At 71.7% G+C, this 24,523-nt stretch carries 24 protein-coding genes; 6 read left to right on the top strand and 18 right to left on the bottom strand.

From position 1 onward, the window contains the following. Positions 1–115 precede the first annotated feature (115 nt). Positions 116–721, top strand: coding sequence for a Uma2 family endonuclease (locus PS467_RS26340; protein ID WP_311037318.1), 606 nt, complete (start codon positions 116–118; stop codon positions 719–721). Between the two features lie 17 nt (positions 722–738). Here PS467_RS26340 and PS467_RS26335 read toward each other — a convergent pair whose 3' ends face one another. Next, complete coding sequence (locus PS467_RS26335) at positions 739–1,698, bottom strand: hydrogen peroxide-inducible genes activator (protein WP_311037317.1); 960 nt, start codon at positions 1,696–1,698, stop codon at positions 739–741. 139 nt (positions 1,699–1,837) lie between these two features. On the opposite strand from PS467_RS26335, the gene PS467_RS26330 reads away from it, so the two are divergent. Next, a complete protein-coding gene (locus tag PS467_RS26330; protein ID WP_268974163.1) occupies positions 1,838–2,392 on the top strand; it encodes a peroxiredoxin in 555 nt (184 codons plus the stop codon). Between the two features lie 11 nt (positions 2,393–2,403). Then, entirely contained in the window at positions 2,404–2,943 is a 540-nt protein-coding gene (locus PS467_RS26325) for an alkyl hydroperoxide reductase (RefSeq protein ID WP_268974162.1), read from the top strand. A 118-nt stretch (positions 2,944–3,061) separates the two neighbouring features. Here PS467_RS26325 and PS467_RS26320 read toward each other — a convergent pair whose 3' ends face one another. The 5 genes from PS467_RS26320 to PS467_RS26300 form a co-directional block, all read right to left on the bottom strand. After that, positions 3,062–4,579: an AI-2E family transporter gene (locus PS467_RS26320; RefSeq protein ID WP_311037316.1), complete on the bottom strand. Its 1,518-nt coding sequence runs from the start codon at positions 4,577–4,579 to the stop codon at positions 3,062–3,064. Positions 4,580–4,724: 145 nt separating this feature from the next. Continuing rightward, a complete protein-coding gene (locus PS467_RS26315; RefSeq protein WP_498076486.1) occupies positions 4,725–5,429 on the bottom strand; it encodes an aggregation-promoting factor C-terminal-like domain-containing protein in 705 nt (234 codons plus the stop codon). 431 nt (positions 5,430–5,860) lie between these two features. After that, entirely contained in the window at positions 5,861–7,198 is a 1,338-nt protein-coding gene (gene phoH2 / locus PS467_RS26310) for an RNA 5'-3' helicase PhoH2 (RefSeq protein ID WP_268974159.1), read from the bottom strand. Between the two features lie 394 nt (positions 7,199–7,592). Further along, a complete protein-coding gene (locus PS467_RS26305) occupies positions 7,593–8,354 on the bottom strand; it encodes an isoprenyl transferase (RefSeq protein ID WP_311037315.1) in 762 nt (253 codons plus the stop codon). Positions 8,355–8,675: 321 nt separating this feature from the next. After that, on the bottom strand, positions 8,676–9,422 hold the full coding sequence (locus tag PS467_RS26300; protein ID WP_311037314.1) for a prepilin peptidase: 747 nt from the start codon (positions 9,420–9,422) through the stop codon (positions 8,676–8,678). A 100-nt stretch (positions 9,423–9,522) separates the two neighbouring features. Here PS467_RS26300 and PS467_RS26295 point away from each other — a divergent pair, with 100 nt between their 5' ends. Continuing rightward, positions 9,523–9,984, top strand: a complete 462-nt coding sequence (locus tag PS467_RS26295; protein WP_311037313.1) for a DUF192 domain-containing protein — start codon at positions 9,523–9,525, stop codon at positions 9,982–9,984. Positions 9,985–10,064: 80 nt separating this feature from the next. Continuing rightward, complete coding sequence (locus PS467_RS26290) at positions 10,065–10,469, top strand: cold shock domain-containing protein (RefSeq protein WP_256654799.1); 405 nt, start codon at positions 10,065–10,067, stop codon at positions 10,467–10,469. 85 nt (positions 10,470–10,554) lie between these two features. Here PS467_RS26290 and PS467_RS26285 read toward each other — a convergent pair whose 3' ends face one another. The 12 genes from PS467_RS26285 to PS467_RS26230 all read right to left on the bottom strand — a co-directional run bounded on the left by PS467_RS26285 (position 10,555) and on the right by PS467_RS26230 (position 22,353). Continuing rightward, positions 10,555–11,856, bottom strand: a complete 1,302-nt coding sequence (locus tag PS467_RS26285; RefSeq protein ID WP_311037312.1) for an SLC13 family permease — start codon at positions 11,854–11,856, stop codon at positions 10,555–10,557. 108 nt (positions 11,857–11,964) lie between these two features. Then, positions 11,965–12,597: an OmpA family protein gene (locus PS467_RS26280; RefSeq protein WP_311039962.1), complete on the bottom strand. Its 633-nt coding sequence runs from the start codon at positions 12,595–12,597 to the stop codon at positions 11,965–11,967. A gap of 8 nt (positions 12,598–12,605) precedes the next feature. Next, entirely contained in the window at positions 12,606–13,187 is a 582-nt protein-coding gene (locus tag PS467_RS26275; RefSeq protein WP_311037311.1) for a hypothetical protein, read from the bottom strand. A 31-nt stretch (positions 13,188–13,218) separates the two neighbouring features. Beyond that, positions 13,219–13,917 (bottom strand): pilus assembly protein TadG-related protein, encoded by a 699-nt coding sequence (locus PS467_RS26270; protein ID WP_268974153.1) that lies wholly within the window; start codon positions 13,915–13,917, stop codon positions 13,219–13,221. 8 nt (positions 13,918–13,925) lie between these two features. Then, positions 13,926–14,075 (bottom strand): hypothetical protein, encoded by a 150-nt coding sequence (locus PS467_RS26265; RefSeq protein WP_268977299.1) that lies wholly within the window; start codon positions 14,073–14,075, stop codon positions 13,926–13,928. A 289-nt stretch (positions 14,076–14,364) separates the two neighbouring features. Beyond that, on the bottom strand, positions 14,365–15,252 hold the full coding sequence (locus tag PS467_RS26260; RefSeq protein WP_268974152.1) for a DUF5936 domain-containing protein: 888 nt from the start codon (positions 15,250–15,252) through the stop codon (positions 14,365–14,367). A gap of 55 nt (positions 15,253–15,307) precedes the next feature. Beyond that, the gene (locus PS467_RS26255; RefSeq protein ID WP_311037310.1) at positions 15,308–16,246 is read right to left on the bottom strand and encodes a type II secretion system F family protein; all 939 of its coding nucleotides are present in this window, start codon (positions 16,244–16,246) and stop codon (positions 15,308–15,310) included. An 8-nt stretch (positions 16,247–16,254) separates the two neighbouring features. Further along, positions 16,255–17,658: a TadA family conjugal transfer-associated ATPase gene (locus PS467_RS26250; RefSeq protein ID WP_311037309.1), complete on the bottom strand. Its 1,404-nt coding sequence runs from the start codon at positions 17,656–17,658 to the stop codon at positions 16,255–16,257. Next, complete coding sequence (locus PS467_RS26245; protein WP_311037308.1) at positions 17,655–18,215, bottom strand: TadE/TadG family type IV pilus assembly protein; 561 nt, start codon at positions 18,213–18,215, stop codon at positions 17,655–17,657. The genes PS467_RS26250 and PS467_RS26245 overlap by 4 nt, the downstream gene beginning before the upstream one ends. A 742-nt stretch (positions 18,216–18,957) precedes the next feature. Continuing rightward, positions 18,958–20,700, bottom strand: a complete 1,743-nt coding sequence (locus PS467_RS26240) for a CpaE/TadZ family protein (RefSeq protein ID WP_311037307.1) — start codon at positions 20,698–20,700, stop codon at positions 18,958–18,960. Between the two features lie 16 nt (positions 20,701–20,716). Beyond that, a complete protein-coding gene (gene cpaB, locus PS467_RS26235) occupies positions 20,717–21,421 on the bottom strand; it encodes a Flp pilus assembly protein CpaB (protein WP_268974148.1) in 705 nt (234 codons plus the stop codon). A 26-nt stretch (positions 21,422–21,447) separates the two neighbouring features. Next, positions 21,448–22,353 (bottom strand): hypothetical protein, encoded by a 906-nt coding sequence (locus PS467_RS26230; protein ID WP_311037306.1) that lies wholly within the window; start codon positions 22,351–22,353, stop codon positions 21,448–21,450. Positions 22,354–22,633: 280 nt separating this feature from the next. On the opposite strand from PS467_RS26230, the gene PS467_RS26225 reads away from it, so the two are divergent. After that, entirely contained in the window at positions 22,634–24,358 is a 1,725-nt protein-coding gene (locus tag PS467_RS26225) for a chitinase (protein WP_311037305.1), read from the top strand. Positions 24,359–24,523 lie beyond the last annotated feature (165 nt).

Raw genomic sequence — 24,523 nt, 5'->3', positions numbered from 1 at the left:
TTGCCCTTGTCCTCGGCGGTTATGCCACCCGTCCGGGTGAATCCCGGCGTACGGGACATCCGCCTGTTGTCCGGCCTACGATGATGGTCTCGACACCAACACCGGGAGAACAGCCATGTCTGCTGCCGCAGTCGAGGGGCCGTACCGCCCCGAGCCGCTGACTCTGCTCGAGCAAGCCAACCAGCTCATGGAGCAGCACCCGGGCTGCCGAGTCGAGATCATCGGGGGAGTAATCACCGTGGCCCCACCGCCGGACGCGCCGCACGGGATGGCGCTCACCGAACTCATGATCCCCTTGCTGGAAGCGGGGCTGCACGGCAAGGAGAGCAGGGTCATCCAGGGGATCGGCCTGTGGCTGCCGACCGGCCCCGAGGACTATGCCATTCCGGACCTGGCGGTGGTCGACGCCGACATCCACGAGCACCTGATCGAGAACAACTGCTATGACCCCGTGTCCTTCCGGCTGGTGCTGGAGGTGACGTCCAGCAACTTCAACAGCGATCTGCGGAACAAGGTCGCCGCATACGCCGAGGCCAAGATTCCGGTGTATGTGATCGTCAACCGCAAGCACGGGCGGGTGCATGTGCTGACCGACCCCGTCGAGGGCGGATACGACACCCACCGCGTCCACGCCCCGGGTGAGCGCATCACGCTCCCGGAGTCGATCGGCGCCCAGGCCACCCTGGACGTGGCGGCGATCCTCACCACCGGGCGACTCTGACGCTCAGCCCCCGACGCTCACCCCCGGGCGACCCGTACCGGCAGTGGCCGCAGCGCCTCCCGTAGCGCCTCCGCGAGCGTCTCGAACTCCTCCGCACGGGCCGCGCCCGCGCGCATGGCCAGGGCTATCCGGCGGGCGGGCGCCGGTTCGGCGAAGTCGCCGGTGGCCAGGCGGTCGTTACGGCCGGTCTCCACCCGCAGCGCGGTGCGCGGCAGCAGCGTCACTCCGAGGCCGCCCGCGACGAGCTGCACCAGGGTGGAGAGCCCGGCGGCGCTGGTGGTCACCGGGGCGCCCTCGGGGCGACCCGCCTCACGGCAGATGTCCAGGGCCTGGTCGCGCAGGCAGTGGCCCTCGTCGAGCAGCAGCAGATCCAGTTCCTTGAGCGCCTCGCGGGGGATGTCATCGCGTCCGCCCAGCCAGTGGTCCTGCGGCGTGACCAGGACGAAGTCCTCGTCGAACAGCGGCAGTTCGACCACTCCGGGCGCGCCGAGCGGCACCGCGAGCAGCAGCAGGTCCAGGCGGCCATGGGACAGCCCGTCCAGCAGTGAGGCGGTCTGCTCCTCGTGCACCTGGAGATCGAGCCGGGGATAGCGCTCGTGCACCAGCCGCAGCACGGTCGGCAGCAGATACGGCGCCACGGTCGGGATCACCCCCAGCCGCAGGACGCCGGTGAAGGGCGCCCGCGCCGCCTCGGCCTCCTCCAGCAGCTCCCCGACCGCCTCCAGCACGGTGCGTGCCCGTGCCGCGAGCCGCTCCCCCGCCGGACTGAGCAGCACCTTGCGCGTCGTACGCTCGAGCAGCTGGACACCGAGTGTCTCCTCGAGCGCGGCGACGGCGCCCGAGAGCGCGGGCTGGCTCATCCCGATGGCGGCCGCGGCATCGCGGAAGTGCAGTTGCTCCGCGACCGCGACGAAGGCCCTGAGCTGGGGAATGCTGGGCTGCCGTGGTTTGCCGGCCGGTGTGGCTGATGCGGCCACTGATAGCCACCTCCAATCAACCTCACCGAGTCTAGCTATTTCACTGATCAATGCACTCTGTGCCAAGGTAGGAACCGTCCAACCCCAGGAAAACCCGGATGATGGGGTTTTTCCTACGCGAAAGCTGCAAGGAGTACGCGTGCTCACTGTCGGTGACAAGTTCCCCGAGTACGATCTGACCGCCTGCGTGTCGCTGGAGAGCGGCAAGGAGTTCGAGCAGATCAACCACAAGACCTACGAGGGCAAGTGGAAGATCGTCTTCGCGTGGCCCAAGGACTTCACCTTCGTGTGCCCGACCGAGATCGCGGCCTTCGGCAAGCTGAACGACGAGTTCGCCGACCGTGACGCCCAGATCCTGGGCTTCTCCGGCGACTCCGAGTTCGTCCACCACGCCTGGCGCAAGGACCACCCCGACCTGCGCGACCTGCCCTTCCCGATGATGGCCGACTCCAAGCACGAGCTGATGCGTGCGCTCGGCATCGAGGGCGAGGACGGCTTCGCGCAGCGTGCCGTGTTCATCGTGGACCAGAACAACGAGATCCAGTTCACCATGGTGACGGCCGGTTCCGTGGGCCGTAACCCCAAGGAGGTCCTGCGGGTGCTGGACGCCCTCCAGACCGACGAGCTGTGCCCCTGCAACTGGAACAAGGGCGAGGACACCCTGGACCCGGTGGCCCTCCTCGCCGGTGAGTGAGCTGATTCACCATGGCACTCGATGAGCTGAAGTCCGCGCTTCCGGACTACGCCAAGGACCTCAAGCTGAACCTCGGTTCGGTGATCGGCAACTCCGAGCTTCCCCAGCAGCAGCTGTGGGGCACCGTGCTGGCCTGCGCGATCGCCTCGCGCTCGGCGCGGGTGCTGACGGAGCTGGAGCCGGAGGCCAAGGCCAACCTCTCGCCGGAGGCGTACACCGCCGCCAAGTCGGCGGCCGCCATCATGGCGATGAACAACGTCTACTACCGGACCCGGCACCTGCTGTCCGACCCGGAGTACGGCAACCTGCGCGCGGGGCTGCGGATGAACGTCATCGGCAACCCGGGCGTGGACAAGACCGACTTCGAGCTGTGGTCGCTGGCCGTGTCCGCGATCAACGGCTGCGGAATGTGCCTCGACTCACATGAGCAGGTGCTCCGCAAGGCGGGCGTGGACCGCGAGACGATCCAGGAAGCCTTCAAGATCGCCGCGGTGCTCCAGGCGGTCGGCGCCACCCTGGACGCCGAGGGCGTCCTGGCCGCGAACGCCTGACGCTCAGTCGCGAAGACCTGAAAGGGCGCCCCACCGGTCGGTGGGGCGCCCTTCGGCGTACTCCGGCCCAGGGGTCCAGAGACCCCAGGAGCGCAGGGCCGGACCGGACCGCGCCGGGCTACCGGGGCCCGTCACCCTCCCCGGACGGCGCGCCCGACGACGGCCCGCCCGGCGGCGGTGCGCTCGGCGGCAGGGCGGGCGCCGTGGCGGAGGCGGTGGCGCCGTGCGCGCCGGGGACGGCGCGCAGCGCGTTCTCCTGGCTGTAGGCGCGCAGATAGCCGACGACCGTATTGGCGACCGCCACCAGGGGGACGGCCACCACCGCACCGCCGATGCCGCCGATCAGCGAACCGGCCGCGACCGAGAGCACCACGGCCAGCGGATGCACCCGCACCGCCCGGCCGAGGATGAAGGGCTGGAGCACATGGCCCTCGATCTGCTGTACGGCCAGCACCACGACCAGCACCATCGCCCCGGTGAACACGCCCTGGGTGACCAGCGCCACGACCACCGCGAGCGCGCCGGAGACCACCGCGCCCACCAGCGGGATGAAGGCGAACAGGAAGATGAACACGGCCAGCGGCACGGCCATCGGGACGTCGAGGAAGAACAGCCCCACACCGATGAAGATCGCGTCGATCAGGGCCACGAGCACCGTGCCACGCACATAGGCGGTCAGCGTCGCCCAGGCCCGCGGACCCGCGCCCGCCACGCCCTCGCGGGCCGGGGCGGGGACGAGCCTGAGGGCCCAGCTCCAGATCTTCGGGCCGTCGTAGAGCAGGAAGAGCGTGCAGAACATCGTCAGCAGCAGGCCGGTCATCACCTCGACGACGACCGTGACGCCCTCCAGCCCCGCCGAGGTGATCTGCTCGGTGTTGGCGCCGATCGCCTCGCGCAGGCTCTTGGCGACATGGTTGATCTGCTTCTCGGTCACATGGAACGGGCTGTGCAGCAGCCAGCGCCGCAGATCGTCGATACCGGCCTGGACCTCGCCCGAGACCTGATCGACGTTCTCCATGACCTGCCAGACCACGAACCACACGACCAGGCCCATGATGACGAAGCCGGAGATGAAGGTGATCGCGGTGGCCAGCCCGCGCCGCACCCCGCGCCGGCGCAGCCGGGTCACGGTGGGCTCCAGCAGCGCGGTGATGAGGAGGGCGACGGTGAAGGACAGCACCACCAGCTGGACCGAGCTGATGACCTTCATCAGCACCCACACCGTGCCCGCGAGCACCAGCAGCCGCCAGCCCGCCTCGGCGGCCACCCGGACGCCCCAGGGCACGGCGGCCACCGGATCGGGCCGGGCGGAGACGGCGGGGGCGTAGGCGGGCGGGGCGGGCACGCTGGGCGGCTCCGGCCGGGCGGCCGGGCCCTCCTCGGCCGGGCCCTCGGTGTCCCCGGCACCGCCCCTTGCGGTACCGGCGCCCTCGTCCGCGCCCTGGTTCGCATCGGCTCCGGGTGACTGCGCCGCCGACGGGCGTTCCTCGGACGGTCCGGGCTCCTGTGGGGTCCGCGGGGCGTCATCGCCGTCGTCGTCGGGCCCCCGCATCTCGGCCTGGTGTGATTCGAGCCGGTGGGCGAGCCGGGTCAGCCCGGTTCCCAGCCTGCCGATCCACTGCGGCAATGTGGACATTTCCTGTTCCTACCCCCGGTTTCCCCCTCAGCCGTCAAGGAGACGTTACCTGCTGAGGATGTGCGAAACCCCCGACCTGATGGGCCGGGGGTTTCACAAAGTTCGCGATCGGGTGCCGCCGCCGGAAGGGCCGGGCGCGATGCGCTCAGTAGTGGCCGTTGGCCTGCCAGAATGCCCAGGCGTCGCACGGGCTGCCGTAGCGCTCGTTCATGTAGTTGACGCCCCACTTGATCTGGGTCGCCGGGTTGGTCTGCCAGTCGGCGCCGGCCGAGGCCATCTTGGAGGCCGGCAGCGCCTGCACCAGACCGTAGGCACCCGACGAGGGGTTGGTGGCCTGGTAGTTCCAGGTGCTCTCGTGCTGCACGATGTTGCTGAAGCACTGGAACTGGCCGCTCGGCACGATCTGCCGCGCCATCGACTGGACCTCGGCGATGGTGTACGAGGCCTGGAGGGGGAAGTCGCCGGCGTCACGCGTGGCCGAACGGCTCGCGATCTCCTTCTTCTCCCGCTCCTTCGCCAGCTTCTCGGCGGCTGCCTTGTCCGCGGCGGCCTTCTTGGCCTTCGCGTCCTTGGCCGCCTGCTTGCGGGCCGCTTCCTCTGCGGACTTCCGCGCCTCCGCGTCGGCCGCGGTGGACTGGACGTCCGCCTGCTGCGTCAGGGATGCGGTCTGTGCCACGGCTTGCTGCCCGGCGGGTATGTCCGCGAGGAGCGTCGAGTCGGCGGCGGTCGCCTCGATCGGGTCGGACGAGCCCTGCTGCTGTCCGCCCGCGGCGACGCCGACAACGGCGCCCACAGTGGTGACCGCGGTGGCCGAGGCCACTGCGAATCCCCGGACCGAAATCCGGCTCACTCGGTTTCCTTCCAGCATCGCCCGCTTAGGTGACCTCGCGGGCGCAATCGTGCCCCTGGCGCTGGCCTCCCCTTGTTCCGCCCCCGACGGTGCTCGGCGGGGTCGGCTGGTCACGGGAGGCACGGGCCCGGTGGGATCTCCCACGGGAGATCCTCGAGGTGCTCGGGCGGCATACGGCGAACTCTGTTCAATTCTGGTACTGCTGTGGTTCGGTACCGCTGGGGGTACCGGTGTGCCGTATGCGGGGCCTGACAGGACCCACACCCTGCCGGAAGCGGAGCCCCGGAGGCAATTCCCCGCCAGGTGTGAAAGCTCACATCCCGTTTACGCCCCAGAATTTCTGGAAATCCACGCGCACCAAGACGCCGCGCGGCTAAGCTCTTTGGCCTTTCCGCGCGGCGCCCTGAGGGGTCACAACCGGCTCAACCGGCTCAGATGTGGCTGTCCTCCAGCATTTCAGTCACCAGCGCCGCGATCGGCGAACGCTCGGAGCGGGTCAGGGTGACATGCGCGAACAGCGGATGCCCCTTCAGCTTCTCCACGACCGCCACCACCCCGTCGTACCGCCCGACGCGGAGGTTGTCCCGCTGGGCCACATCGTGGGTCAGCACCACCCGGGAGTTGGCGCCGATCCGGGACAGAACGGTCAGCAGCACATTCCGTTCGAGTGACTGGGCCTCGTCGACGATGACGAAGGCGTCATGGAGCGAGCGGCCGCGGATGTGCGTCAGCGGCAGCACCTCCAGCATGCCGCGCCCCACGACCTCCTCGATCACCTCGGAGCTGGTCACCGCGGACAGCGTGTCGAAGACCGCCTGGGCCCAGGGGCTCATCTTCTCGGCCTCGGTGCCGGGCAGATAGCCCAACTCCTGGCCGCCCACCGCGTACAGCGGACGGAAGATCATCACCTTGCGGTGCTGACGCCGCTCCAGCACGGCCTCCAGCCCGGCGCACAGCGCCAGCGCCGACTTGCCCGTACCGGCCCGGCCGCCCATCGAGATGATGCCGACCTCGGGGTCGAGCAGCAGGTCCAGCGCGATGCGCTGCTCGGCGCTGCGGCCGTGTATCCCGAACGCCTCCCGGTCGCCGCGCACCAGCCGCACCTGCCCGTCCGGGGTGACCCGGCCCAGCGCCTTGCCGCGCTCGGACTGGAGCACCAGACCGGTGTGCACGGGCAGTTCGGCCGCCTCGGGGATGTACCCGGTCTCGGCGGCGAACAGATCGTCCACCTGTTCGGCCGAGACGGTGAGCTCGGCCATCCCGGTCCAGCCCGAGTCGGTGATCGCCAGCTCCGCGCGGTACTCCTCGGCGAGCAGCCCCACCGAGGACGCCTTGATGCGCAGCGGCAGGTCCTTCGAGACGACGGTGACGTCGTACCCCTCGGCCTGGAGGTTTCTGGCGACCGCGAGGATGCGCGAGTCGTTGTCCCCCACCCGGCCGCCGTGGTTCAGGAAGGCGGCGGGCAGGATGCCCGGGTCGGAGTGGTTGAGCTCGACACGCAGGGTGCCGCCCAGATCGCCGATCGGTATCGGAGCGTCCAGACGGCCGTAACGGATGCGGTACTCGTCCAGCAGGCGGAGCGCCTGCCGCGCGAAGTACCCAAGCTCCGGATGGTGCCGCTTGGCCTCCAGCTCCGTGACCACCACGACCGGCAGCACGACTTCGTGCTCGTCGAAGCGGGCCATGGCATGGGGATCGGCCAGCAGGACGCTGGTGTCGAGGACATAGGTGCGCCGGTCGTGCTCGCGGCGTTTCTTGCTGGTCACCACGGGTGGACGAACCCCCTCGGGAGAGGTCGGGGTGCGACGGCGTCGCGGGAGTGAGGTATCCCCGCCGTAGACGGGGAACGGACCGGGCCAGGCCCTACGGGGAGGGCCGAGCGCCGGCCCTCCGCGTCATACGCACGATCCGCACAGTCGTCCGTGTGCAAAGGGCCTCCCGGACGAACGGCCCGATGCCGTCCGCTGGCAGTTCGACACCCACTGGACAGGTGGGACAGGGCGTCGACCTGGAAGGGATATTCCCTCGAACGTGCGCAGACATGCAACGGCATATGACGGCACGTACATGAACGCTGTGAGTCCGGCGCACGACAAGGCCCGGGGCCGGACGCCGGGCGGCGTCCGGCCCCGGGCCGGTGAACTGCGGTGTGGGAGACGGGAACTAGCTGCCGTACCGGCGGTGCCGGGCGGCGTAGTCGCGCAGTGCGCGGAGGAAGTCCACCTTGCGGAAGGCGGGCCAGAAAACTTCACAGAAGTAGTACTCCGAATGGGCGCTCTGCCACAGCATGAAGCCGGAGAGCCGCTGCTCGCCGCTGGTGCGGATGACCAGGTCCGGATCGGGCTGCCCACGGGTGTACAGGTGTTCGGAGATGAGGTCGATGTCGACGATCTCGGCGAGCTCGTCGAAGGAGGTGCCCTTGGTGGAGTGCTCCAGCAGCAGCGACCGCACCGCGTCGGCGATCTCCTGCCGCCCGCCGTAGCCGACGGCGACGTTGACCAGTATTCCGTCGATGTGCTCGGTGTCCCGCTCGGCCTCCTTGAGGACCGTCTGGGTCCGGGACGGCAGCAGGTCGCGGTTCCCGACGTGGTGCACCCGCCAGCGGCCGTCGGCGGCCAGATCGCGCACCGCGCCCTCGATGATGCTCAGGAGCGGTACCAGCTCCTCCTCGGGGCGGTCCAGATTGTCGGTGGAGAGCAACCAGAGCGTGACGACCTCGACGTCCGTCTCGTTGCACCAGCCGAGCAGCTCCTGGATCTTGCTGGCGCCCGCCTTGTGTCCCTGCACGGTGGTGCCGCCCGCCGCGCGGGCCCAGCGGCGGTTGCCGTCGAGGATGACACCGATGTGCTTGGGCACCTGGGCATGGTCGAGGCGGCCTTCCACCCGGCGTGCGTAGAGCCCGTACACCAGGTCGCGCAACTTCACGTCTTCCAGCCCCTCAGTGCTTCACATGGCTCGCCATGGCAGTCCGCCCCAAGCCCGACACCCTACTGCGGGGTGGAGGGGCTGGCGAACCGGGGGCGACCGAAGGGCTGCGGCCGGTCACGCTTCGTAGCGGACCGTGCGGGCTACGTGCCGCTCGCTCAGCCCCGGAATCCGGCCGGAATCCCGCCAGAAGCCCGTACAGAGAGCGGGCCGGTCCGTGGGGGGGGAGTACGGACCGGCCCGAGGGGGGGTTTCCACCATAACCCTTCGTGAGGGGATGTCCATGCATCGGCGGGGCCGAACCCTCCGCGCGCCGCCGTGTCATCCGGCCCCGAGCGCCCCCAGCACCAGCCCGGCGCCCGCCCCGAGGATCATGAAGGGGCCGAACGCCATGGCGGTCTTGCGCCCGGCCCGCCGGGTCACCACCAGGGCCACGGCTCCGCAGCAGCCGAGCAGCAGCCCGGCGAAGGCGCCCACGAAGAGCACGTCCCAGCCGTACCAGCCGAGGGCCACCCCCAGCGTCAGCGCCAGCTTGACGTCGCCGAAACCCATCCCGCTCGGGCTGATCAGGAACAGCACCAGATACCCCCCGCCCAGCACCGCACCGCCCAGCAGCGCGCGCGGCCAGGACCCGGCGCTGTGCGGCAGCAGCGCCGCCGCGCCGAGCAGAGCCGCGGACCCGCCCGCCATCGGCAGGGTGAGGACGTCCGGCAGCCGGTTGACCGCCAGGTCCACGGCCGTGAGCAGCACCCCGAGCGGCGCCAGGAGCAGCCACACCGCCAGCTCCGGACGCGCCCCGACGGCCGCCGCCAGGCATCCGCACACCAGCGCGGTGAGCGCCGCCGCCGGCACCGGACCCGCCCCGTAGTCCCGCTCACCGTCCCGGCAGCCGGAGCAGCGGGCGAGGCCCAGCCAGCCGCGCGCCGGACCGGTGAGCGCGTGCCCCCGGGGACAGGCACCGCGCCAGGACTCCTCGGGCTCGACGGCCAGCCGGTAGAGCGGGCGGGGTAAGAGCAGCCCGGCGGCCGCGCCGTACGCGGCGGCGAGCACGATCAGCAGCGGTTGCACGGGCCGAGCCTACGGAAGCGCCCGGCCGGTGGAACACTGCGCGGGAAGGACGGGAAGGACGGGAAGAGCGGGAAGGCTCGAACGGCTGGAGGGGGCGGGCGTGGGCCGCTGGCGGGACGGTACGGGGACGCTGCGGGTGCTCGGGGACGGCGCGCAGGGCGCCGGGGCGGACGCGGAGGAGGACCCAGAAGGCGCTGCGGGCGCGGAGGGCGCCGCGAGGCGCACGGTGGACATTCCGCTCACCATCGCCGCCTCCTACCGGGCCCGTGCCCGCGGTCTGCTCGGCCGGGACGGCCTGACCGGCGCGCTGCTCCTCACCCCCGCGAGCGGTGTGCACACCTTCCGGATGCGGTTCGCCATCGACGTCGCCTATCTGGACCGGCGGCTCACCGTGCTCGACGTCCACACCCTGCGCCCCGGCCGGCTCGGCCGCCCCCGGTTCCGCTCCCGCCATGTCCTGGAGGCGGAGGCGGGCGCGTTGGCGCGCTGGGGTGTGCGCAGGGGCGTGCGGGTCGCGATCGCCCCCGGCCCTTCTGCGCCGCCCCCTCCTTCTGTACGCTGACCTCTCAGTGTCATGGTTGGGACACCCTCGATCGCGGTCGAGGTCATCGAGGTAGAGGTATCAGGGGTAGGGGTAGCACGGTGACGACCACGGGCAAGATTCTGCGTTTCGACGAGTTCCGCGGCTACGGCTTCATCGCACCGGACGACGGTGGCGAGGACGTCTTCATGCACGCCAATGACCTGCTGGACGAGAAGCATCTCTTCCAGCCCGGGTCCAAGGTGCGGTTCGTTCCGGAGTACGGCGACAAGGGGCCCAAGGCATCCGAGGTGCGCATCGTCGAGCGTGCCGCGCCGGTCGTACGGCCCTCCGCCGGGCCGGACGGCGACGACACCATGTGCGATGTGCTGTCGGTCGCCGAGTTCCGGCAGGAGCTGACCGAGGCGCTGGTCGAGGTGGGCGGCAGCCTGACCGCCGACCAGATCAAGCAGGTGCGCAGGCGGGTCATCGAGATCGCGCAGGCACACAACTGGATCGAATCCTGAGCTGGTTTCGAAGGGCCGCCGTCGCTCGACGGCGGCCCTTCGGCTTTCCGGCGGTGGTCCCCTCAGCTTCCGGTGATCCGCGGCATCATCCGCTTCCGGTGATCCTCAGCATCACCCACATGGCCGCCGTCGCGGCCACCACCGTCGCCGGTGCGGTCAGCAGCCCCAGGCGGGTGAAGACCCCCAGGTCGGAGCCGGTGTCCGGCTCGTATCGGTGGACGATGCGGCGCCACAGCAGGGTGGCCAGCGAGCCGACGTAGGTGAGGTTCGGCCCCAGGTTCACACCGATCAGCACGGCGAGCACGGGCCCTGGACCTCCCCCGGAGGCGATCGGCAGCAGGGCCAGCACGGCGGGCAGATTGTTGATGAGGTTGGCCAGCACCGCCGCGACCGCCGCGATCCCGAGCAGCGCGGGCAGGCTCGACCCACTGGGCAGCACCTGGGCCAGCGCGTCCTGGAGACCGCCCGCGAGCACGGCCTCGACCACCACCCCGAGCGCCAGCACGAACAGGCAGAACAGCGGCCCGGCCGCGCCGACGGCCCCCCTTACGGTCGTCCGGCGGCGCCGCAGCGCCCTTACGGTGAGCACCAGCGCCCCCGCCCAGGCCGCCCACTGGGGGTCGAGCCCCGCCAGCGAGGTCCCGACGAACCCGGCGAGGGTCAGCAGCAGCACGGTCAGCGCGAACACCGGCACCCGGGGCCAGTCGGCGGGCGGGGGCTCGGCGGTCCCGGCGGCCAGGTCGGCGGCGAAGAAGCGGCGGAAGACCAGGTACTCGATGCCGATGGTCAGCAGCCAGGCGGGCCCCATCAGCACGGCGAACCGGGTGAAGGAGACCCCGCCGGCCTCCAGGGCGAGCAGATTGGTGAGGTTGGAGACCGGGAGGAGCAGGGACGCCGAGTTCGACAGATGGGCGCAGGCGTACACATGCGGCCGGGACCGCGCCCCGAGCCGGGCCGTCGTGGCGAACACCACGGGGGTGAGCAGCACGACGGTGGCATCCAGGCTCAGTACGGCGGTGACGACGGCCGCGACGGCGAACACCCCGCCCAGCAGCCGGTCCGTGCGCCCCGCGCAGGCCCGCGCCACGGCCTGTCCGGCCGCCTCGAAGAGCCCCTCGTCCGCGCACATCCGGGCCAGCAGCAGCACGGCTGCCAGGAACCCCACGACGGGCAGCAGTCCCCGGGTCTCCGCCCAGGCACGGGCGGGCGAGACCGCCCCGGTGGCCACCACGATCCCGGCGGCGGGCACGGCCGCGACCGCTTCCGGCCAGCCCCGGGGGCGCACCACGGCGAAGGCCAGTACGCCGAGGAGCAGGACGACGGCAAGGGTCTCGGCGACGGCGGTGGTCAGGACGGACTCCGGGGGAGGGTGCGGGGACATTCCCATGATGCGGCATCGGCCGCCGAGGCCACTCAGCCGGTCCCGCGCTCAGCCGTCCCGCGCTCAGTCAGTCCCGCCGCTCAGCTGGTCCCGGCGCTCAGCCGGTCCCGCCGCTCAGCCGGTCCTGGGGAAGCTGACCTCCACCCGGCGGTTGCGCTTGCGGCCTTCCTCGCTCCCGTTGTCCGCGATCGGGTACTGCTCGCCGTAGCCCCGGATCTCATAGCCGACCGAGGGGTCGAGCTCCTCGGCGAGCGCCTGCTGCACCGCGTTGGCCCGCTCCTTCGACAGCGCGACCCCATGGGACGCCGAGCCAAGGTTGTCGGTGAAGCCGAAGACGCGGACGGTGTTCGCGTGCTGCCGCTCGGCCTCGGCGGCGATCTCCTTGATCCGGGCCTTCGCCTCGCCGCCGAGGTTCGCGCTGTCCTTGCCGAACAGCACCTCGGCCTGGAGGGCGAACTTCACCTTGGCGTTGGTGTCCTCCCGCCGCTCGTCGCCGTCGTCGGTCTCGACCACGGACTTGATGTCCAGGACCCGGCCGGGCGCGAGCTCGGCGCCCCCGGGCATCCGCAGATCGGCGTCCTCGGGGTCGATCTTCACCGGCGGGGTGGTGTCGGCGGGCGCGCCGGGGCCGCTGTCCGCGTGGGCGGGCGGCGGCGGGACGGCGAGGGTGATCCAGAGCGCGGTGGCGGCCAGCGCGGCGAGGACGGGGCCGCGGCGCGGGGTGCGGGCTGTCGCATCCGGTGTCATGGCGCGGCTCACCCGGAGAGCGTGATGCCGACGGACGGCATGGTCGGGATCTGGAAGTCGACCTCGGTGACGCTCTTCGGCGGGGCCGGGAACTGCGCGAACAGCGGGCGGCTCTCATTGGGTTTGATCCCGGAGAGCCCCGTGGTGCACAGGCACTGGCCGTCGGTGTCCCGCAGGACGAGATAGCGCTTCTTGCCCTTCTCGTCGATCAGGGACGCGCCCGAGACGGATGACTGGGACTTCACCTCGGTCTCCTTCGAGCGCCAGTCGATCGCGTTGAAGAGCTGGCTGCCGCGGTTGGTGACGGTGCCGTTCACGGTGACGAACCCGCCGTCGTCGCGCACCGCGGAGTGCAGGGTGACGACGATCCCGCCGGGCCCCTTCATCTCGCCGATGGTCTTGGAGGTGTCCACCGCCGGCTCCTGCTTCCCGCCGTCGTCCTTGGCCGCGGTCGACGCCCGGCCGGCGCCGTCGTCGGGCTTCTCGCTGCCGTCGCCGCTGCCGCACCCGGCCATGGCGAGGGCCAGGGCCGCGGCGAGCGCCGTCGCGGCGGCCCCCCTCCGGGCCTTCGTCGTGTGCCGCATGCTCATCGCTCGCTGTCCTTTGCTCTTCGTTCGCTCGTCAGTCGGCAAGGTGCACGGAGAAGAGGTCTTTGGCGTCGGGGAAGAGGTCCAGACGCGTCGGGTCGATGGTCAGGTCGACTCCGTCGCAGCGCAGGTCGATGGGCGGCTTGTCGTCCTTGCCGTCGTCCTTACCGCCGTCGCCGCCTTCGTCGTCGTCCTTACCGCCGTCGTCCTTACCGCCCCCGCCGTCCTCGTCGGGCAGCTTGGTCGGCGGGGCGGGTTCCTCGGCCGTGCAGCGCGGGGTGACGACCGCCTTGGCCGTCGCCTCGGCGTGCTTGTTCTCCGTGCCGGGGATGACGGTCTTGCCCACGGGCTTGTGCGTCCGGACCGTGACGGTGAAGGACGTCGGCAGGAAGTCGGGCCCTTGGCAGTCGGTGACGTCCGCGCCGTTCTGGTCGGCGAACCACTGCGCCTCGTCACAGGCGCTGGTGCCGCCCAGTCCCCGTCCGCTGAGCAGGTCCTCCCATGCGCTGCCGTTCGCGATCGCCTCCAGGAACCCCTTCCGCAGCTGGTCGCGGTAGTCCTGGGCGGCCGCGAGGGCCGCCGCGTCGGCGGCGGTCTGTCCGCCGTTGCGGGTGGCTCCGGCCTGGCCGACGGCGAAGAGGGCGAGCGCGAGGAACAGGAGGCCCGCCACCGCCGTGATGTAGATCGGGAATGCCTGCCCCGCGTCGCTCCTGAGGTCTCGCCGCGCTGTCACGGGGCTGATCAGATGCCGACGACCTGGGAGATCTTGTTGGAGATGGCGTTTGCGATCATGCTGCCGAAGTCCGTGGTCGACAGCACCAGCACGATGGCCACCACCACGGCGATGATGCCCAGGTATTCGATCGAGGTCTGGCCCCGATCGTTCCGCATGACGCGCTTCCCCATTGTGTTCCCCTCCATGGGCTGCCGTGCCTTCGTGGTCCGGCGACTCAACCCCCGTCATGCCGCTCGCGACAGGAGCAAAGTACGCCGAAACAGCCGTCTCGGAACAGTGCTCCAGGAAGCATTGCCTTCCCCGTTCACCACGTTCGAACCGTGAGCACAGGGACCGGCAGCGGCCGCGCATCCGTCTCACCCCCTCCCGGCGCGAGGAGTTCACCGGCGACGACTGTCCCACATTCGATTGCAATCGCGAAGGAAGTTCACCCAAAAGAGACCGTCAGTCACCGGTCACCGAGCCGAAGTCGGTACCGGACCCGATGAAGAACCCCGCGACGAGCAACACCATCGTTCCGGGCACCATGAAGGTCGTAATGACCATGGTCGCCTTCGGCACCGCGCGGGCCGCACGCCGCCGGGCGTTCTGCGCGTCCGTACGGCGCATGTCGTTCGCAATGGCGATCAATGTCTCGACAATCGGAGCGCCCAGCTCCTCACCCTGCTGGAGCGCGGTGACGAACTGCGCGACCTGTTCCGAGTCATTACGCTGACGTAGTTCCTCGAACGCCTGGCGGCGGCTGACACCCATGTCCATTTGCCGAAGTGTGATGCGAAGTTCATCCGCCCAGGGACCCTCGTACTTCTCCGCGACCCGGTCCAGGGCCTGACGGAAACTCAGTCCGGCGCTCACCACGACCGCGAGGACGTCCAGGAAGTCCGGCAGGGTCCGCTCGATCGCGTCCTTGCGCTCCCGCACCGCCGCCCAGATGCCCACCTCGATCCAGAACAGCCCGAACGCCACCAGCAGCAGCGCCAGCAGCACCTGGCCCTTGAGCAGCATCACCAGCGCCCCGCCGAAGCCCAGCGCTCCGTAGACCGCCCGCCGGGCCGCGTAGCGGTCCACCGTCAGACCGCCCGGGTTGCCCGCCAGATCGATCCGCCGGCGGACCCGGGCCACCCGCTTCTCGCCCATCAGCCGCAGCACGAAGGGGGCGTAGCGCATGCCCAGCCGGTCGACGGCCGAGCCGACCGCGGTCGTCCGGCTGGAGCCGACCTCCAGGGCCACCGCCAGATCGCTGGGCAGTTTGGCCTCGCTGCGGTACAGCGCGATGCCGTAGGCGATGCCCGCCACCGCGAGGCCGGCCGCCAGCGCCAGCAGCAGTGCCATGTCCCTGTGTCCCCTTCACTCCCGTTTGTTCCGGTAAGACCTGGTTCGCTCTGGTTCAGACGTCGATTCTGGACATGCGGCGGATGAGGAAGAAGCCGATGCCGTACAGGCAGAAGGCCGCGACCACCGCGGCCTGGCCCCAGAAGGAGGACGTCATCCGGTCCAGTGAGCCCGCCGAGATCCGGTTCATCAGCAGCAGCGTGCCGATCCCCAGCAGCGGTACGACATACGCGGTGACGGTCACCTGGGAGAGCTGGGTGCGCACCTCCCGCCGGGTCTCCTTGCGCTCCTCCAGCGTCTGGGTGAGGTTGCGCAGCGAGCTGACCACGGTCCCGCCCGCGCGGTTGGACAGCACCAGCGTGGTGACCAGCACCACCAGCTCCCGGGACGGCAGCCGCTCCGCCAGCTCCTCCAGCGCGTCGTCGATCGAGTGGCCCACGGCCAGCTTGGCCGCGACCTTGGCCAGCTCCTCGCCCGCCGGGGCCTCCATCTCGTCCGCCGCCATGCCCAGCGCGGTGCGCAGCGCCAGCCCGGCCTGGGTGGCGTTGGCCAGGATCCGCGACAGCTCGGGCAGCTGGTTGATGAACCGCTCTATCCGCTTCTGCCGCTGCCAGTTGAGGAACGCGAAGGCCCCCCAGACGGCGATCACCGCGGCTATCGGGCCGAAGAACGCCGCCAGGAAGGACGCCGCGAGCAGCCACAGCCCGGCCGCCGCCCCCGCCGTCCAGACGAAGAACTCCCCCGGGGTGATCTCCAGGCCCGTGGCCGCCAGCCGCAGCTCCAGCTTCCGGCCGACGGAGGTGGCGCGCAGCCGCCGGTCCAGCCGGGCGAACCGGCGCCCGCGGGCACCGCCCGGCAGCGGACCGGTCTCCGAGAGCCGGTCGATCAGCGCGCGCTGCTGCTCCTTGCCGCGGACGTAGCTGTGCACGCCCACGACGCCCAGCGCGCCGCACACCAGCGTCGCGCCGAGGGCCGCCGTCGCGAGATGGTCCATGGGCCCTGCTACCTCCGGTCCCTGGGGTGATACGGGGGTCGGTCGTGCGGCGGCCGGTCGTACGGGTCGGATCCGGCCGCGCGGGTGGCCAGCTGGGCCGGGAAGGCGGCCACGCCGAAGGCCGGCGGCGTCGGTTCGCTCGCCATCCGCAGCCGCTCCGCGACCCGCTCCGGCAGCGGGAAGTAGCGGAACCGGCCGTGCACCACCCGGTCCGCGCCCATGGGCTGGGCGTCGAAGCGGCAAACGGTGGCGATGCGGTAGGCCTCGTGGCCGTGGCTGTCCAGCAGCGCGATCTCGCTGATCCGGCGCGAGCCGTCGGCGTGCCGGACGAGCTGGACGACGCAGTCCACGGCGCTGTTGATCTGGTCCCGCAGCGCCTCGTAGGGGATCGCCACGTCCGACATGGAGGCGAGCGTCTGGAGCCGCATCAGCGCGTCCTCGGCGCTGTTGGCGTGGACGGTGGCCAGCGACCCGTCGTGGCCGGTGGACATGGCCTGGAGCATGTCGAGGGTCTCCCCGCCGCGCACCTCGCCGACGATGATGCGGTCGGGGCGCATCCGGAGGGAGTTGCGGACCAGGTCGCGGATGGTGATCCGGCCCTTGCCCTCGACGTTGGGCGGCCGCGATTCCAGCCGGATGACATGGGTCTGCTGGAGCTGGAGCTCGGCGGCGTCCTCGACGGTGATGATGCGCTCCCCGTCGGGGATCAGCCCGGAGAGGGCGTTGAGCAGGGTGGTCTTGCCGGAGCCGGTGGGGCCGGAGACCACGACGTTGAACTTGGCCCGCACCAGCGCCGCGAGCAGCATCAGCATCTGCTCGTCCAGCGTGCCCATGCCGATCAGCTCATGGAGGGTGTAGGCGCGCGGGAAGCGGCGGATGGTGAGCGTCGCGCCGGTGAGGGCGAGCGGCGGGATGATCACGTTGACCCGCTCACCGGACGGCAGCCGGGCGTCGACCATCGGATTCGACTCGTCCACCCGGCGGTTGACCGTGGAGACGATGCGCTCGATGGTCTGCATCAACTGCTCTTCGGAGGCGAAGCGGACGGGGACCAGCTCCACCCGGCCCGCGCGCTCCACGAAGATCTGGTCCGGGCCGTTGACCATGATCTCGGTGATCGAGGCGTCCTCCAGGAGGGGTTCGAGCACCCCGAGGCCGAGCGCCTCGTCCACCACCCGGCGGATCAGCTGGGAGCGCTCGCTGGTCGACAGCACCGGGCCCTCGCGGCTGATGATGTGGCCGAGCACCCGCTCCAGCCGGGAGCGGCGCTCGGTGGCGGCGAGCGAGGACATCTCCGCGAGGTCGATCTCCTCGAGCAGTTTGGCGCGGTAGACGGAGACCAGGTGCCCGTCCTGGCGTCCGCCGCCCTCGCCGTTCCCCTCCGGCGCGGTGATACGGGCCCGCAGGCTCATCGGTCGCCTCCCATCGCGGCCGCCCCCGCGCCGCCGTCCGCGCCGTCTCCCTCGGCGCAGGGCATCGTGGCGCTCTTCTCGGCGCTGCCGAAGTCGAAACCGGGGATGACGGAAGGAATCTCCACGGTCGCGGTGGCCCGCGCCTCCCCGCCGCCGCAGCCGCCGCTGCTGATACCGGCCCCGTCGGCCAGCCACCCGCTCATCGCCGCCAGCCCGGCGGCCTGCGGGCTGGTCCGCGGCTCGTCCAGCGAGGCCGTCCGCGCCGCCGCCCGCGCGGCGGTCCCGGCCTGCTGCGCGGCGTACGCGGCGATCCCGAGCTGCACGGCGGCCAGCGCGACGAGGATGAGGACCGGCAGGAACCCGAGGAACTCGATGGACGCCGAACCCTGATCGCGCCCGCGTCCGTTGCCGCGTCCGCCCGCCGCCCCTCGACCCGCCCGGCCGCGGCCCGCGTCGGCGAGCCCCCGCCCGCCAAGCGGAGCGGAGGCCGCAGGGTGCTCGGCCGTACGACGGCGTCGGTCCCGCGGCGGGACGACGACTACGCGGCGCCGAGCCACCCCGGCACTCCCCCGCACGCGCGTGCGGCCCCCACCGGCACCCGCGCCCAGGCGGCCGGGCCGACGGGCGTCCGCATCGGCCACCACCGTGTGGTCGAATGCCGCGCCACGGCCGCCCCGCCGGGCTACCGCTTCCGGGCGGACCGTCGTGGGACGGTCCCGCGGCGAGTGGGCGGCCGCGACGTGCGGCGACGCGACGCCGCGAAGCGAGGACGCGAGACCGGCCGCCCCGCGCCTGCGCGGCGAATCCCCCGCCTCGGGAGGTCGCCGCCGGGCGGCCTGTGCCGAACCAACCGCCGGAGCGCCGGGGAGCACCTCGTCCGAGCCTCGCCACCGCCCCGCGACGTCGGCGACGAGCCCGCCACCCGCCACCCCAAACCCAGCCGCCCAGGCCGCAAGGCCGTCGGCCAATGCCGCGGACCCACCACCCGGCGCACCAAGGGCCGCCGCCTCACCGGCGGCCCCGCCGTCCGAGGCCACAGGGCCCTCGGCCGAAGCCACAAACCCGGCCCCCGGCCAGGTGGCCGCCCCAGCGCGGCCACGCCGCCGGGGAGTCGGCGCCGGCGCCGCAAACCCAGCCACCGAAACCGCAAGGGCCGCCGCCTCACCGGCGGCCCCGCCGTCCGAGGCCGCAAGGCCGTCGGCCCAGGCCACAAACCCGGCCCCCGGCCAGGTGGCCGCCCCAGGGCGGCCACCCTGCCGGGGGGCTGGCGCGGAGGCTTTGTGGTGACGGGTCATCGTGTCACTCCCCTCCGCCCGCCAGATCGGTTTCGTCCGCCGCGCCCGCCGTGCCGGTGACCGTCCAGGGGAAGTCGGCGGCGCCGGGGAAGAGGATCGGGACGTGGAGTTTCACCGTGGCCTTGTAGACCGCGCCGTCGCCGCCGGCGCAGTCGATGTCGGCGCTCCAGGAGCCGGGGATGTCCTTGCTCGCCGCCTCCTGGCAGGCGCCCGCGCCCTTGGCGGCGCCCGCGCGGGCGCCCTTGTCGGCCGAGTTGCCCGCCAGTGAGTACGTGTAGCCGACCAGCACCAGCTGCCAGACGACCACGAGCACGGTCAGCGCCAGCGGCAGGACGCCGAGGAATTCGACCGTCACCTGGCCGCGGTCGCCGCGCTTGCGCAGGAAGCGGCTGGTGGGGGGCGAGGGGGCGATCTCGCCCCGCGCGTCGGTGCCGTCGCCCACGCTGCCCTCCGCCGCCGCGTCGCCGCCCGCCGCTATGGCGTGGCGCCGCCGCAGCCCCGGCAGCGAGCGCTCGCCGCCCCCGGCCGCGTGGCCGCCCCGGTGGGCGGCGCGGCGGCCGCCGCCCGGGGGCGCGGCGTCCGCCAGGCCCAGCTCGCCGGCCAGCCCCCACAGCGCCTGTTTGACGGCCGACTTGGCGTCCAGGTCGTGCATCCGGCCGGAGTCGACGGCGGGCTGGAGCTCCTTGTAGCCGGCCGGGATCGCCGTGCGCGCCACCGTCGTGCCCGTGGCCCGCTGGACCAGCTGGGGCTGGATCTCGGCGCTGCGGGTGAGCCGGTTGACCACGGTCACGGTCTCCTCGGCCTTGCGGATCTGGAGCCGGTCCCAGAGCCGGACCATGCGCTTGGCGGCGCGCACCGCGACCACGTCGGGGGTGGTCACCAGCAGTGCGATGTCCGCGGTCTCCACGGCGGCGGCGCCCGCGGAGGTCATCTGCGTACCGCAGTCGACGACCACGAGTTCGAAGCGCGACCGCAGGGCGCCGATGACCTGGCGGGCGGTGCGGTCGGTCACCTCTTCGCCGCGCTCCCCCTCGCCCGGCGCGAGCAGCAGCCCGAGCCCGGTCTGGTGGGTGAACACCGCGTCCTGGAGCACGCGCGGCGAGATGTCGCTGATCTGCGCCAGGTCGGCGATCGAGCGCCGGAACTGGACGTCGAGGTAGGAGGCGACGTCCCCGGCCTGGAGGTCCATGTCGACGAGCGCGACCTTACGGCCCGCGGCCCGCGCGGCGAGCGCGAGCTGCACGGCGGTCACGGTGGTGCCGACCCCGCCCTTGGCGCCCGCGACCGCGACCAGTTTGCCGCCGGGCCCGGCGGTGAGCTGGTCGCCGCCGCCCCCGAGGTGGCGGCGCACGCCGGTCGCCCACTGGGCGGCGCCCTGGACACGGGCGGCCAGTTCGTCGTACGACAGCGGTATCCCGGCGATGCCGCGGGCGCCGGCGTCCATGGCGGCCGAGTACAGCGCGGGCCCCGCGTCGGCGGTCACCAGGACCACGCCCACCGCCGGGAAGCGCAGCGCGATCTCGCGGATCAGCTCCAGCGCGGGGGCCGGGCCGATGCGCTCATGGACGAGGACGACCTCCGGCAGCTCCTCCAGGGAGGCGGCGGCCAGCGCGGCGAGGGTGTCGAGCAGCGTGGTCGAGTCGCCCACCGGCTCCGACGGCTCGACACCGGGCAGCCGGCCGAGCAGCCCGCCGAGGGAGCGGGCGGCGTCGGGGTCGCCGACGGCCGGCAGAATCCTGATCGTCACCGCGGCACCTCCTCACTCACTTGTCACCGTCGAGGGTGTAGGTGCGGTCGCCGGGGTCTATGGAGTCGTCCTCGCCCGGGGCGACCAGCGCGAGCCGCACGTGGGAGGCGAAGGACTCGGCGTACGCCACGCGCTGGGCGTTCTTGGTGTCGAGCGCGAAGGTGATCGGGACGGCCTCGTTGATCCGCCGCTTGTCGTCCTGGTCCGGCTCCAGGGCGGTGATCTTGCCGAGGTCGAGCACCTCGGCGCCCGCGACGATCAGCTTGGAGACCGGTTCCTCGTCCTGGGTCCTGCCCTCGAAGGTCGCGTAGATGTTGACCTTCGCACCCGGCGTGATCTTGCCCGCGACACCGGTGGCCGCGTCGATCATGATGGCGATCTCCTGTTCGCCGGGCTTCAGGGCGGGCCGGTCCACGATCATGTCCCGCTGCAGCAGCGACCCCTTGGCCAGCTGGGTCACCGCGATCTTCCCGCGTAGCTCGGCGAGATCGGTGACGGCGGTGGAGGGCACATAGCGCTCGGGCATCGAGACCTTCTCGAACTGCCCCGCCTCCAGGGCCTTGTACGGCTTGACGTCCGAGGTGAGCTTGTACGCGGTGGTCTCGGGGCCGACCTTCGACTCCACGTCGTCGATGACGGCGAGCACTCCGGCGAAGGCACCGACGGCGCACAGGACCGACAGGAGCAGCAGGATGACTCCGCGGCGCTGGCGTGAATTCATGGGACGCACAACCTCGTTCGGGGACGTTACCGGCTGGTCAGGGCGGGACGGTGGGACGTGAGCAGGGCGGGGATCTCATCGCCGCGCGCCACCGGGCAGGAACAGAAGGCGCAGCGGTCGCCGATGAGTTCGAAACCGCACCAGTGGCACTCCTCTCTCCTGACGGAGGCCACGAGCTGGTAGAGCACCGAGAGGTCGGGGATGGCCGCGGCGAACTCGATCAGCTTCGGGGTGCCCCACCAGCGCGCCGACTCGGCGGGCAGCGGCACCTCCTCCACCCCCCGTACGCCCCAGGCGGGGGCGAGGGCGCCGGTGACCCAGTCGTCGTGGCCCGCGCCGCCGTTCCCGTGGCCATGGCTGGTCAGCTGGCCCCGGGCGACGGTCAGGGCGGTGGCGTATCCGGGGGCGGGCAGCTCCGCCGCGCCGCCGACCCTGACCAGCCGCGGGGTGGGGTGGGCGAGCACCCCGAACTGGGCGCCGGGCATCCATGACTTGACGTGCGAGGTGAGGCTGACCGGGACCCGGTCCAGCCGGGCGACGCTGCCCAGGAGCGCGCCCGCGTGGATGTAGTGGGAGAGCAGCCGGGCGGCGCAGGCCAGGACGCCGGGGCTGAAGTCCGATATGGACAGCTGGCGCAGCTGGCGGGCGAGCACGGCCACGGCCAGCGGCGGCAGTTCGAGCGGCAGCAGCGCCATCCGGTCGCTCTCCAGGACGGCGCGCACGGTGTGCAGCCGGCGAACCACGGCCGCGGGGGTCGCGGCCGGGTAGAGCACGATGAGATAACCCTGCTGGTCCAGGAGGGTCGCGACCTCGGCGGCCGCGTCGTCGAGCGACTGCGCCTCCGGCGGGCGGAGCACTACGGCCGACGGAGTCTGCCCGTCGGGCGGCGGAAGCACCAGCTCCCGGCCGGTGACTGCTATCGCGGTGGGCACGTCGGCTACCCCGTCTCACATCGGCGCCGAGCGGCGGCGGCCACAGGTCTTTACTGCCCCTGTCCTGGTGCGTCGTCTGTCCTGGTGCATCGTCACTTTATCCACGAAAGCCGCGCGAGAGAACAGTTCCTCTGGGTTCCTCACCCGGGCCGGTCGCGGAGGGCGCGCATCCTCTTGACAAGACTATTGGTCTGGACCACTTTACGTTCATACGGTGGCCACCGTCCGCAAGCTCCTCCTTCACGCCGGCTTCCCAACGGATTCCCCCACGGAGGCAGTCATGGACCGTGCCCCACACCCCCGCAACACCCGGCTCAGACGCCGGTTCGCCCGGCTGACCAGCGCGTTCGCCACCGCCGCGCTGGGCGCCACCGGCCTGGTCGCCCTCGGCGGCGGCGCCGCGAGCGCCGCCGCCGCCAACCTCGCCCAGAACCCCGGTTTCGAATCCGGCCTCAGCGGCTGGACCTGCTCGGCCGCCGCCGGCACCACCGTCACGAGCCCCGTCCACAGCGGCTCGGCCGCGCTCAAGGCCACCCCGGCGGGCACGGACAACGCCCGCTGCGCCCAGACCGTCGCCGTCCGGCCCAACTCCTCGTACACGCTCAGCGCCTGGGTGCAGGGCAGCTATGTGTACCTCGGCGCGAGCGGCACCGGCACCACCGACGTCTCGACCTGGACGCCCTCGGCCACCGGCTGGCAGCAGCTCAGCACGTCCTTCACCACCGGCGCGAACACCACCTCGGTGACCGTCTACACCCACGGCTGGTACGGCCAGCCCGCCTACTACGCCGACGACATCGCCCTGACCGGCCCCGGCGGCGACCCCGGTGACCCCGGCGACCCCGTGCCCGCCGCGCCGGGCGGGCTGAGCACCGGCGCCGTCACCTCGTCCTCCATCGCCCTGTCCTGGTCCCCGGTCACCGGCGCGACCGGCTACAACGTCTACCGCGACGGCTCCAAGGTGCAGTCGGTCAGCGGCACCTCGGCGACCGTGACCGGCCTGTCGCCGTCCACCCCCTACCGGTTCGAGGTCACCGCCACCAACGCGGCGGGTGAGTCGCCCAGGTCGTCCGCCGTCACGGGCACGACCTCGGCCGGAAGCGGCGGGGGCGGTGGCGGCACCGTGCCGAAGCACGCGGTCACCGGCTACTGGCAGAACTTCGACAACGGCGCGACCGTGCAGAAGCTGGCCGCCGTCCAGGACCAGTACGACATCATCGCGGTCGCCTTCGCGGACGCCACCGGCACCCCGGGAGCGGTCGACTTCCATCTCGACCCCGCCGTCGGCTACGGCAGCGAGCAGCAGTTCAAGGACGACATCAAGGCCAAGCAGGCGGCCGGGAAGTCCGTCGTGATCTCGATCGGCGGCCAGAACGGCACGGTGTCCGTCAACGACACCGCGTCCGCGAACAACTTCGCCAACTCCGTCTACGCCCTGATGCAGGAGTACGGCTTCGACGGCGTCGACATCGACCTGGAGAACGGCCTCAACGCCACCTATATGACCCAGGCGCTGCGCGCGCTGTCGGCGAAGGCCGGGTCAGGGCTCGTCATCACCATGGCCCCGCAGACGCTCGACATGCAGTCCACGTCCAACGCCTACTTCCAGACGGCGCTGAACATCAAGGACATCCTGACGGTGGTCAACACGCAGTACTACAACAGCGGTTCCATGCTGGGCTGCGACGGCAAGGTCTACTCCCAGGGCTCGGTCGACTTCCTCACCGCCCTGGCCTGCATCCAGCTGGAGGGCGGACTGTCCCCGTCCCAGGTCGGCCTCGGCGTCCCCGCCTCGACGCGCGGCGCGGGCAGCGGCTACGTCTCCCCGACGGTCGTGAACAACGCCCTGGACTGCCTGGCCCGCGGCACGAACTGCGGCGCCTTCAAACCGTCCAGGACCTACCCGGCGCTGCGCGGCGCGATGACCTGGTCCACCAACTGGGACGCGACCGCGGGCAACGCGTGGTCCAACGCGGTGGGCCCCAAGGTCCACGGGCTGCCGTAGCGTGACGCGGCCCCTTCCGCGGAAAGCGAGCGGAAGGGGAGCGGAAGGATCGTAGAAGGCCCAGAAGTCGCAGAAGGCTCAGAAGGGGAAAGGGGGCCGGGGCGCAAGCGCTCCGGCCCCCTCATCCGCATTTTTCACCCTCACGGGTAGCGAAGATGACGCGTG

This window comes from Streptomyces luomodiensis, assembly GCF_031679605.1.
GTDB lineage: Bacteria > Actinomycetota > Actinomycetes > Streptomycetales > Streptomycetaceae > Streptomyces > Streptomyces luomodiensis.
The sequence above is the reverse complement of the archived record's forward strand: the minus strand, read 5'-3'. Positions and strand labels throughout refer to the sequence as shown.